The sequence below is a fragment of the Actinomycetota bacterium genome (assembly GCA_018333515.1).
Classification (GTDB): domain Bacteria; phylum Actinomycetota; class Aquicultoria; order Aquicultorales; family Aquicultoraceae; genus Aquicultor.
This window is the reverse complement of record JAGXSZ010000028.1, coordinates 1-10,653: the sequence shown is the minus strand read 5'-3', so window position 1 is coordinate 10,653 and position 10,653 is coordinate 1. Positions and strand designations below refer to the sequence as shown.

Below are 10,653 nucleotides of genomic sequence, written 5' to 3'. Positions count from 1 at the left end.
CGGTATCCGCACCTAACCCCGATGATATGTCAACCTCGCCTAAAGCAATCTCTCTCCCCTGCGGGCGAAATGCTTATCAATCAAAACAAAAGACCCGAGACCGGGTATTTTTAGGAAGCGCTGAATTTGAAGAAAGCAAAGGAGCGTTACTGATATGCTGGTAAATGGGGATAATGAGGTCTGACCCCCTGGACTGACCCCCTGGACGGTATCCGCACCTAACCCCGATGATATGTCAACCTCGCCTAAAGCAATCTCTCTCCCCTGCGGGCGAAATGCTTATCAATCAAAACAAAAGACCCGAGACCGGGTATTTTTAGGAAGCGCTGAATTTGAAGAAAGCAAAGGAGCGTTACTGATATGCTGGTAAATGGGGATACCGAGGTCTGACCCCCTGGGTCCCTGGGGTCGTGCTGGTAGCATCAACACCGATCACGTCGGCACGGGTCACGTCGGCGCCGGCAATGTCGGGCTCGTTGTTCTCGTTTAGGGCGCTGGACGTTGTGTTCTCGTTTAGGGCGTCGGGCTCGTTCACCCCTAACTCTTCACTCTTCCCACCGATAGCGTCGGGCTCGTTGTTCTCGTTTATCGCGTCGGCACGGGTCACGTCGGCGTCGCGTAAAGCTACGGAAACCACCTCGACCACGGCTGGAATTTTCTTTAAGAAGAAACCGTTGAGCGCCTCTAATTTAATATAGCCGGTATAAATACCCTCCGGTATATCCGTCGCCGCCCCGAGTTTTATATTTACGGAGACTTCCTCACCCGGCGTCATCACGTAGCGAGTCCGATCGTCGCGCCTCCTGCTAAATGAAATCCTATCGATAAGCGGCGCGATTGCCCCTTCCGCCTCGGCGGTAATGCGCAGATTACCGTCAAAAATATTCTTCACCCTGAAAACGTCGGGTGAATTGTTGCTGTTGCCGGGCGGTACATGGCCAAAATCGAGGCTGAGAGCGCTTAATTCATCCACGCTTGCGATAGGAAACACTACCGGGCGATTTTGGTTAATCCGCGGGTGCCTAATAGCTTTTGCCCGACCGACCGTTAACATAAAAGCATCATCGAACGAGGCGGCCCTGAATGGAACCGCATAGACCGATTTACTATCTGTAAATACCGCGTACGAGTGCTGAACCGTGCTGAACGACGTTAGCAAGGCGCACAACAACAAGGCCGTCGCCTTGGTCGCTGTGCCGTCGCTTGGTGTCTCTGAGTCTAAGCTATTATCTTTTCTATTGTCTTTTCTTAAGTGGCCGATAATCTTTCTCGACTCGCTGAGGATGATTAAAAGGGCCGGAATAAGGACGAGCAAGACGTAGCCCTTCTTAGTCTTGATAAAACTTAGCGCGTAGCCGAGGTAGGGGATCGAAAAACCGACTTTGCCCACAACGGCCCCAGGTGTCACCGCCCAGGAGTCAACGCCTTCATTGGCGTCGCCCTTGGTCTTAAAAATCCGGTGTCCATCCCGCTCTTTCACATCGACAATCCGGTGGGTGATAATTTTTGTCGGGTCCTCGGGATTTCTGAAGGTAACTACATCGCCTTCGACTATCCGTTCGATACCGCTTGGGTTTAGCTCTTGCATCAACGCAAGGCTTCCAACACCCATTGCGGGATGCATGCTGCCGGTAAGAACGACCAGCGGCCTTAGCGATTTTATATCTTTTAAACCTATGTCGGCCTTAATGGCGCCGGTTGCGACAAAACCTAAAGAGCCGATAATCGCGATTATAGTTATTAAAAAAATCCCGTTCGATAGTCTCTTTAACATACCTCACCAGACCTGATTAAAGCTTTAAAGCTATGGCACGGACTTACTTACCAATACGTCTCACGCTAATATGACTATTTAAGGGGACACCGGCGGCGGCCCGGCCGCCGGTGTTTTCGAGCCCCTCGTACCTCTTTTTGTAGCCTAACCCGGCAGGGCAAGCAAACGCTCTCGTGTTAGCTTTTGCCCCTTCCATGCCCTTCCATAACGGCTGTAACTACCCCGGCCCCGGCTATCACGGCTATGGCCGCAACCGCTCTAATTGTAGCCGCCCTAATAAAACCGCAACTGCTATGGCCGCATGCCGCTACGGTATCAACTGCTGACCGGTAACTCCTAAATCAGCTCTCAACTTAAGCCCCTGGTAGTCGTTGTCGTCCCGGAAGCCGTCACCATTGTGATCGGCAAGCGGCGTGAGCGTATCCGAAGGCATGGATATCTCGATAAGGAGCGATATCTCTTTAACCGTAGGTGTGGGTGTGATAGACGGTGGATAAACCGTCTGAATACCGGCTACCGACACCCCATCCGCTACCGCTAAATCACTCATCCTGCCCTCCCAAATAAATAACTTATTAGTTGGGTTGCTTGCTTCGAGTTCGAATACCTTAACCCACAAACCTTGGGCCAGCACGCGATCATCCGCCGCGGTCTGCGGGTCGTTGTAGAGCGCGGCATTTAACCCGCTTAGTTTAAACGGCAGCGTGCCGACATTTAAAACCTTCAAGGTTCTTCCGGGTAAAGCGCGCCCCGGCTTAAGCTCGCCGTCGGTCGTTGCGACGAAAAGTGGAAAATTGGCGCCCGTGCCGTCGTTTTGCACATCGAGCTTTAAAGTGCCCGCGGCAAAAGCGTTCGCGCCGCTCGCGGCGCTACCGGTAAAGAGCGCAAAAGTAAAAATTGCGCCGCCGATTAAGAGGCACGACGTGAGGAGCAACAACCCCAGGCTTAATAGCTTTGTTCTCTTTGTTCTCATAGTGCTCCACCCTTAAGCTAGAAGACCCCGCCTTACTGCTGTGTCGCATTGAACGTCACGGACAGGTTGCCGGTTTTACCCTGGTACGCGTTGTCCGCGGCAGAGGGTAGAGTGATGTGGATCTCTACAAGGTCAGAGGGGTCGGTGCCGCCGGCCGCCGACAGGCTGTCCGTAGCCGGTAGGGAGGTTTTGTGCACGTTATCGATCCAGACAGCGCTAACACGCGGGTCATTAGCAGCTTGGCCGAGCATGATGGTACCGGTAAGCGTTGTTTCTACCGTGTAATTAAGCGGAAGCGTACCGGTGCTGTTTACAGGGATCTTGACGATTTTGGTCTCGCCCGGCTTCATGTTGCTGATGTTCGCTTCGGCAGTAGCCGTACCCTCCTTTATTGTAAGCGTTCCAGTGCCGAAGGTGTTGTTCGGGTTCGTAGCCGTACTGGTGAATACGGCAAACGTTGCCCCGGCCGCCAAAGCGGCAACGACGGCGATTGTCAAAAGGCTCAATACGATTTTCTTCATGTTAATTCTCCTCTTAGTAGTCTTTTCCGCGGACTGTTGTCCGCGAAGCTCTGTGCGAACCAGGCCTTTTCGAACCAGGCCTTTTTGAGCATGCTAAAACTCGTTCTCCCGTTCTCCCCTCCTTTCGCTTCCCCGCTCAAGGGATATTCGATCTTTAAGCAACCGCTTCAGCCGCATCGGTGTCGACAATCGCGATGTCTTTCGCGATGTCTTTCTCCATCGACGGATGAAACGGGTCGCCGGATCTCTCTGCGAAAGCAGACGCTTGGGAGGTAGTTGGCTTGTTCGCACTTGATGAACAGGGAAAAATACCCGATAATACAAGTGCAGGCTTAACGGTCCCAACCCAAGGGCGCCTGCTTTCGGGGGATGTGACAGCATCCCCCCTCTTATTTTCTTGTTAACCCAAAAAACTCACGGCTTTTTTAGCAGCTTCCTTTAGTAGCTTCTTGCCCTGCCGTTAACTATTACCGCAAGCATTAATTTGCTCGCGCATCGATGACTTACTATTTATTTTATTCATTTAGATGAGATATTGATTTTGACATTGAGTGCATTGAGTGCGGTTTCCTGCAGTGATCATTGCGAGACAGAGGCTGCGATGCTTGCCGCGATGCTTATCATGTGAACCATATAGTGTTACGACTTAACCTAGCATTTCATCGATACTATGGCAAGCGTTATTAGAGAATCTTATAAAATCAATATCTCAGCGAATATAAGTTGAAAAAAGTACTCGACCAGGTTTTTGAGAAACTTTTGCAATACTCGTAATACTTTCCTAACGCCTAGTTAAGCAGCCATTTGCCTGCTTCTATTGATATAATACCGAAGAATCAACGACTAATGGTTAAACATTTCTTAATGTTTTGTTAATTCGGTGAGCGGGGTCAGACCTCCCCAGCCGCCCTGAGCTGCTAAACTTCATGGACAGCATGCGGAATCTTTGCAAAACCTGCTTGACGCGTATCATATATAAGCATTTTATCATTTAGTGAGAGAGCTTTGGGAAACGCATGATTTCTCTGAGTTTGCAAAAGATACCGAAGAAGCTCAGGCTAGATTTGTTCGTCCAAGAAAAGCGCAAATCACTTTTAGGCTTGAGCCAAATGAAATCGAAAAACTTAAAAAAATCGCGCAAGAGAAAGGCCTCAGTTACACCTCTTTGGTAAGAATGTGGATTAAAGAGAAATTAACCTCGCAAAGTTAGTGCCAATAGAAACGGATAAACGGAACGAGTATCTCATAACTAATCAGATATCTCAAGGTGGATATAGCAAGCGGCAAAGGCGGCATAGGCTAACTTAGTTAATTTACTTAAACAACTCTATAAGGTCGACTGATAATCCCGGAAACATCGCCGAGGATAGGCTATCCCCTTCTGATAAACTTTGAGCTACTTTAAAGACATCAGCCGACAGGTAGACCTCGACGGTCTTTTCTTCGGGGTCAACAGCCCAGTACTCTTTAACACCGAACCTGGCGTAGATTTTCTTCTTTTTGACAAGGTCATAATATGCGGAAGAAGGCGAAACTATCTCAACGACCAAATCGGGGGCGCCTTTAATGTTATCCTCGGTGATGATTTCTTGTCGTTCCTTTGAGATAAATAATATATCCGGCTGCACAACGTTTTCATCATCAAAGTAAACGTCGGTAGGCGCCGGGAAAATTTCGCCTGCGTTGTTTTTTTCTACATAATCCGACAATAAGCGCAGTAGCCTTAAAGAAATCCTCTGATGCTTCGTCTTAGGCGCTGGTACCATTACTAGTTCCCCTCTAATTAACTCGTACCGCTTATCTTCGGGCAGGCGCAGATAGTCCTCATAAGTGTATTTGTCTTTCTTTTGAGCTGGACGGGCCATTTAACATCGCCTCCTTCTTAAGACCATCTTACCCCGCTGCTCAGCTTTTATCAATTTTATGGGGTCGTTTATGGGGTCGTCGACCCGGAACCTGATTTTTCCGTGGCCTTGTTATATAAAGACGCCTGTTTTATAATATCAACGCTAGTGCAACTATCTTGACCGTTACCAATATATGTTTCGGTTTTTAAGCGATAACAAACTTGGATATAAAGGTCTAGATGCCATTCTTGTTTAAATTTTTTTGTTAGGTTAGCGGCTTCATATTATCTTATGAAAATAGTACAGAATCCCACAACTTTAGAAGAATTGATAAATATTGCCAAGGATCAATTCGGTGATTTAGTCAAAGCTGTAGTTGATCTTGATAAAGAGATATTGGTTATTGGTGGTGAACTACACGCTGACGAAGAAGCGCTTCTCTTGGAGCAAGGAGGTCGGCAAGAATATCTATGGGGTTTTAATTTATATCCAGAGAAACCGGAGAAAGAATGGGTTGAGTTTGATTCAATGATTAACATAAAGCCTTCACAGAACAATCGCTCAGGAGATATCGAAAATCCAGAGATAAGAGAGAAGATTTTAGAAATTATAAACAAATTAATTGTGCGATGAATATTAAACACAGCGATTTAGCGCAAGGGAACTGGCGGAAGCTTTCTTTGGCCGAACAATTGGGTAATATCGGCAGCGAGGTAAACCGCGCCTTTCGTTTTCAAAACAAAGATCAACAGCTGCTTGAAAACGCATTTGACCGCGCTCTTGAACTATTCGATTTAACAATAAGTGATCCTCGTTGGCGCCATCGCCTGAAAGAAATAACGCGCGCAAGAGAAGTCTTTTGTGATGCAATCTTGGGGGGAAATAAATACAATAGTTCGCCTGAGGATTTAAACCGCTACTTCTATTACTTCGCTCTTGCTGCTCGTTTGTCCAAATAGAGAGTAAGCGCATGCACCCGCAGGGTGCTTCCCTGAGCTAAGAACGAACCGCCTCATTCACCGACCTTAAAGCCCTTGTCCATTCCCCTGTCTTAAGACAAAACGTTTAATGCCGAATGGTCCGCTATAATATTGAAGTGCTTATCATGGGTAAAAATTAATATCTCATTATCTAGGCATATTTGGGCTATAGCCAAATCCACGGTCGAAATATTAATCCCTTTTCTTGCTAAAGAATATCCAAGCACTCCAGCCCTGTAAAATGTTTCATAAGATTCTTCAATTCGGCATAACGTGCTAAAAAGATCATTGAGTGTACTAAGCTCTTCATCTCCTTTTGCGCCTCGTAGAAGCTCAGTCGCAACCAATCCGCAGTAAGAGGGATTGAGAAGCACGAGGCTTAATAATTTTCGTATCGCAAGCTAATGCGGCTAAACCGCCAGCCGCACGACTAAATCCTCCAACACGGCCTCGGGCGGCTGGGGGCTGGACTTTAGGGCGATGTCGGCTGTGAGCAGCAGCTCGAATGCTCGCTTAAGCTCTTCGATGGAGAAGTTGCGGCTCTGGTCGCGGTATTTGGAGACTACGAAGGGCGGGAGTTTCTTGCCGCCGGCGCCTGTGAGGTTCTCGACTAGGAACTTGCTGTCGCGCCCGGCCTCCGTCCACACCTTCGTCCGCAGGATAAGGCGAAAGTGGCGCGCGATGAGACTAAGAAGACTGAGCGGCGCCTCTTTTTGAGTGAGCAACCGGTCGAGGAGTTCGATGGCCTTTGGGACGTTGCGCTCCCCTATGTGTGTCGAGAGGTCGAATATCGATACCTCCGTTGACCTGGTGACAACGGGGTCGACATCGTCGGGGTCGATGATGCGCTCATCTTCGCAGTAGAGGCTTACCTTCTCGATTTCGGTGCCGAGCCGGTCGAGGTCGGCGCCGACCACATGCAGCAGGTGCCTGGCGACGGCATCGGAGACGAGTTTGCCGCGCGCCGCGAACTGCTCTTTAATCCAGACCGTAGGGCTTTTGTTGAGGATTTTGAGCGAGTATTCGGCGATTTCGCCCGTCTTTTCGACCGCCTTGTAGAGACGACTCGTCTTGTTGGCGCTGTTCGAGACAAAGACAACGCAAGCGAACTCGGACGGTTTCTCGGCGTATTCGGCAAGCTTTGCGACGTCGTCTTTTGCCGGCTTATCGGCATTTTTCACGACGACCAGGCGCTTCTCCGACATGAACGGCAGGGTGTTCGCGGCCTGGATTATCTTCACGGCGCTTGCCTCCGCGCCGTTGAATTGGTCGTAGTTAAAATCGAGGTCAAACTGCGCGGAGATGCGTTTTTTCAGGCGCGCCAAGGCGTCGTCTATCAGTTTCTTGTCGCCGTGTATAAGATAGACTGGTTTTAACGGTTTTTGTTTTTGCGGCTTTTTTATCTGACCGTTCATTGCCGTCCTTGCTCTCGACCAATCTGGTTTCAACCCTATTGTAGCATCCAGCGATATCCGAAAGACAAGATTCTTGCCCGGCTCCCCCATGCTTGTGAGCAAATAATTTGATTAAGCATCTATAGAGCGGTACAATCGGCCAAAAGTACGAGCTGCGAATCATACCGCACGCTCATGAAATCGTATTTTTAGTATTATACTCGCGAGTATAATACTTATAAGTAAACTCGGCAAGAACGGCAAGAGGTTTTAGCCTGGGTATGCAGTGGGGTTTAACCCCTCGCGCTTACCGATTGACCCGGAACCTGATCTTTCTGGCGCCCAAAATCTCGAATTTGCCCTCTTCTTTCCAGGCTTCGAGCCGGGCCTTGTCAAGCTGAATTAAGAGGTTTCTCTCCTCCATGTCCCTAACGCGGGAGGAAGGCTTTCTGTCAAGACCGTGCTCGGCTTTAACCCTGGCAAAACCGGCTCTTCTAGCCTTGTATTCATCCCAGTTTATCTTTCTCATGCTCTCAAAACTCCTCTTTTAGCTCGGCAAGAGCGGCTTCGACACGTTCCTCTCCCGCTCTTTTCGCCAAATAATCCCAGTCGATCTCCTTGGAGTGCAAAACCATTAGCTCTTTGGCCCAAGTCCCATCATCTTGGGACTTCCAGTGGACATAGGCGTTTACACAGGTAGGCTCGATATAGTGGGTGAACTAAAGGATCGTTGGAAATTAAGAATTGGGGCTTTTAGAATTATTTACGCAATCGATAACGGCGAATTGGTTATTCTAGTGATTGACGCAACCTCTTGATTAGTCTGCCTGCTTCTCCACGTAGACACGGTAGGTCTCCCCGTCGGATTTAATTGTAACATCCCCGTGGAGGTCTGTGCGGTAGATTTTCGAGCCGGCTGCCTTGAGCCTGTCGAGCGCGGCGCGTGACGGGTGGCCGTACCGGTTGTCCCCGCCGACCGAGACGACCGCGACCTCCGGCTTTACCTCGCGCAGAAAATCATCGCCGCTCGAATACGCGCTCCCGTGATGGCCGACTTTCAAGACGTCGACGTCGATATCGAACTCGTCGCCCCGCGCGAGCAACGACGCCTCGGTCTCCTCGCCCGCATCGCCGGTGAACAAGATGTCGAAGTCGCGATAACGCGCGGTGAAGACCGCCGAATCGTCGCGGCCGTCTCCCGCGTACTCGCTCGCAAGAAGGACGTCCAGCCTCAATACCGAACCCAATTCGAGGGTGTCGCCGTCATCGAGCGCTATACACTCTATTCCGCTCTTCTCTATCTGCCTGATTAGCGCCCCGCCCTCATCGGATTCCCCCATGGCACGAGGATACGCGACCGCGCCTACGTTGCAGCTTTGCAATATCCCATGGACCCCATCGACATGGTCGGCGTGCTCATGGCTGAAGATAATCGTGTCGATTCGGTTGACCCCCCGCTCGGCAAGGAGCCGCTTGAGCGCGGCCGCGTTCGGCCCGGTGTCGACGAGAACCCGCGCCCCATCAGGCGCGGTCAGCAGCGCGGCGTCGCCTTGGCCTACATCCAAGAAGACCGCCTCGAGTTGCGATGGAGCCGTCGCCATCCCCGCCTGCCACCATATCGAAGCAGCGGAGACCGCTATCAAGAGCATTGCTATATGCGCGAGCCTTAACCTGACATTTAGCGTGCGCAAGAAGAAAAGGCCCGCGCCCAAGACGGCGTAAGACGCGACCGCTATCGCCAAACCCGGCTGCTTAAAATAGACAGCGCCACCGGGCACGTTCGCGAGGAAAGCGGCTGTCCGTATCATCACTTTCAGCAGCAGGCCGACTATGAAATATACGGGGGTCGCGAGAAGCGGCGCTATCGCCTCGATGGGGACGACCGCCATACCAAGGATGAGAATCGGCCCGGCCAGGGGCGCGACGACGAGATTGGCGATGAGCGATATCGTCGAGAGGTAACCGAAATAATAGACCATGATGGGGACGACCCCGACTTGCGCGGCGAGCGTGACCGCGAGCGCCGAGCGGAGCGCTCGCGGGGTGTCGGCGGCCATCCGCTCGAAAAGCGGGACCAAGAGGATGATCGCGCCGGTCGCGGCGAACGAGAGTTGAAAGCCGATATCGTAGAGCGCGAACGGGTCGAGAATCAGGATAATGAGGGCCGCGGCGGCTAGCGATGCGAGATGGTTTTTGTTCCCGCCGAAAAACCACGCGGTAAGGCCGACGCAGGCCATGAGAAACGCCCTGGTGATCGAGGGCTGCATCCCCGCGAGCAGCGTGTAGGAGGCCGCGGCTATGACCAGCACCGCGTATTGGCAAACAGCGGGTAGTCGTATGAGGTGAAGGAGCGGCCAGAGCGCGCCGACGATAAGCGCGATGTTCATGCCCGACGCGGCGACGATATGGGTAAGGCCGGTCGTCTTGAAAGCCTCGTCGACGCTCTCGCTCAACATCGAGGTATCCCCTAAGACGATACCGTTGAGCAGGCCGGCTTCATCGCCGCTGCCGAAGCGGGCCGCGTTGCACTCCCTTATCCAGACGCGTGAAACGCCCGCCCCTTTTAAGAGAAACGCCGAAATATCGCCCCGATTCGACTCCGCCCGCACTATATCATCGAGATTGGAATTTATAGTAGCTGTAATGCCGCGATAGTAAAGATAGCGCCGGTAATCGAAATCGCCGGTTGATTTCGGCAGGCGCGCTTTGCCCGATACGCTGACCGCTTGCCCCGCGTGCAGCTCGATTTTTTCATCCGAGCGGATTTGGATACGCGCATATTCCCTGAGCGCCCAGTCCCGCCTTCCGTCATCTAGCCGCGCGACCCGGATATCGAAGCGCGTCTGCCCCCGGTGATAGACAGCGTCGTTTATGAGCGTCCCCTCGACCTTGACGTAAGCGCCGTCAGTGGCCGCTTTGCTCAGAAAGCCCGCGTCCAGCCGTTCTGAAGCGAGTGCGGTTAGGGTCACGCCGAGTAAAACCAGGGCAATTACCGCTAGTATATACCTATAGTTTACCCTTTGTCTTGTGACTATGATTAGAGCTATATTGGCTGCTAGTAGTGCGCATAGCGTATAGCTCAACTTTATATCTAGCCATTCGGATATTGCTATACCCGCCACATAGGCGCCGGCAAAGAGCGCCAGCGGCGGGAATGCCCTTTT

10 protein-coding genes are annotated in these 10,653 nt (G+C 51.3%); 3 read left to right on the top strand and 7 right to left on the bottom strand.

What is annotated here, in order from left to right; genetic code table 11:
* Window positions 1-352: 352 nt before the first annotated feature.
* The 3 genes from KGZ93_07060 to KGZ93_07050 form a co-directional block, all read right to left on the bottom strand.
* Entirely contained in the window at window positions 353-1,774 is a 1,422-nt protein-coding gene (locus tag KGZ93_07060) for a signal peptidase I (GenBank protein MBS3909372.1), read from the bottom strand.
* 307 nt (window positions 1,775-2,081) lie between these two features.
* A complete protein-coding gene (locus KGZ93_07055) occupies window positions 2,082-2,747 on the bottom strand; it encodes a hypothetical protein (GenBank protein ID MBS3909371.1) in 666 nt (221 codons plus the stop codon).
* A 32-nt stretch (window positions 2,748-2,779) separates the two neighbouring features.
* Window positions 2,780-3,268 carry a SipW-dependent-type signal peptide-containing protein gene (locus KGZ93_07050; GenBank protein ID MBS3909370.1) on the bottom strand — a complete coding sequence of 163 codons (489 nt, stop codon included), beginning with the start codon at window positions 3,266-3,268 and terminating at the stop codon, window positions 2,780-2,782.
* A gap of 994 nt (window positions 3,269-4,262) precedes the next feature.
* Between KGZ93_07050 and KGZ93_07045 the strand changes: the two genes are divergently transcribed.
* Window positions 4,263-4,478, top strand: coding sequence for a hypothetical protein (locus tag KGZ93_07045; GenBank protein MBS3909369.1), 216 nt, complete (start codon window positions 4,263-4,265; stop codon window positions 4,476-4,478).
* A 103-nt stretch (window positions 4,479-4,581) separates the two neighbouring features.
* On the opposite strand, the gene KGZ93_07040 is transcribed toward KGZ93_07045, so the two are convergent.
* A complete protein-coding gene (locus tag KGZ93_07040; protein ID MBS3909368.1) occupies window positions 4,582-5,133 on the bottom strand; it encodes a Uma2 family endonuclease in 552 nt (183 codons plus the stop codon).
* A gap of 273 nt (window positions 5,134-5,406) precedes the next feature.
* Between KGZ93_07040 and KGZ93_07035 the strand changes: the two genes are divergently transcribed.
* Both KGZ93_07035 and KGZ93_07030 read left to right on the top strand, forming a co-directional pair.
* Window positions 5,407-5,748, top strand: coding sequence for a hypothetical protein (locus tag KGZ93_07035; protein ID MBS3909367.1), 342 nt, complete (start codon window positions 5,407-5,409; stop codon window positions 5,746-5,748).
* The gene (locus KGZ93_07030; GenBank protein ID MBS3909366.1) at window positions 5,745-6,074 is read left to right on the top strand and encodes a hypothetical protein; all 330 of its coding nucleotides are present in this window, start codon (window positions 5,745-5,747) and stop codon (window positions 6,072-6,074) included. The genes KGZ93_07035 and KGZ93_07030 overlap by 4 nt, the downstream gene beginning before the upstream one ends.
* A gap of 431 nt (window positions 6,075-6,505) precedes the next feature.
* Here the strand turns inward: KGZ93_07030 and holA are convergent, their stop codons facing one another.
* From holA to KGZ93_07015, 3 genes are all read right to left on the bottom strand, one after another.
* Window positions 6,506-7,510, bottom strand: a complete 1,005-nt coding sequence (gene holA / locus KGZ93_07025) for a DNA polymerase III subunit delta (protein ID MBS3909365.1) — start codon at window positions 7,508-7,510, stop codon at window positions 6,506-6,508.
* Between the two features lie 286 nt (window positions 7,511-7,796).
* Window positions 7,797-8,018, bottom strand: coding sequence for a hypothetical protein (locus tag KGZ93_07020; protein MBS3909364.1), 222 nt, complete (start codon window positions 8,016-8,018; stop codon window positions 7,797-7,799).
* Between the two features lie 289 nt (window positions 8,019-8,307).
* The coding region (locus KGZ93_07015) for a DNA internalization-related competence protein ComEC/Rec2 (GenBank protein ID MBS3909363.1) at window positions 8,308-10,653 on the bottom strand (2,346 nt) is incomplete at its 5' end.

Coding starts and splice junctions, on each gene's coding strand:
- KGZ93_07055 (MBS3909371.1), bottom strand. CDS start 2,747: ATGAGAACAAAGAGAACAAAGCTATTAAGCCTGGGGTTGTTGCTCCTC.
- KGZ93_07040 (MBS3909368.1), bottom strand. CDS start 5,133: ATGGCCCGTCCAGCTCAAAAGAAAGACAAATACACTTATGAGGACTAT.
- KGZ93_07020 (MBS3909364.1), bottom strand. CDS start 8,018: ATGAGAAAGATAAACTGGGATGAATACAAGGCTAGAAGAGCCGGTTTT.
- KGZ93_07050 (MBS3909370.1), bottom strand. CDS start 3,268: ATGAAGAAAATCGTATTGAGCCTTTTGACAATCGCCGTCGTTGCCGCT.
- KGZ93_07060 (MBS3909372.1), bottom strand. CDS start 1,774: ATGTTAAAGAGACTATCGAACGGGATTTTTTTAATAACTATAATCGCG.
- KGZ93_07030 (MBS3909366.1), top strand. CDS start 5,745: ATGAATATTAAACACAGCGATTTAGCGCAAGGGAACTGGCGGAAGCTT.
- holA (MBS3909365.1), bottom strand. CDS start 7,510: ATGAACGGTCAGATAAAAAAGCCGCAAAAACAAAAACCGTTAAAACCA.
- KGZ93_07035 (MBS3909367.1), top strand. CDS start 5,407: ATGAAAATAGTACAGAATCCCACAACTTTAGAAGAATTGATAAATATT.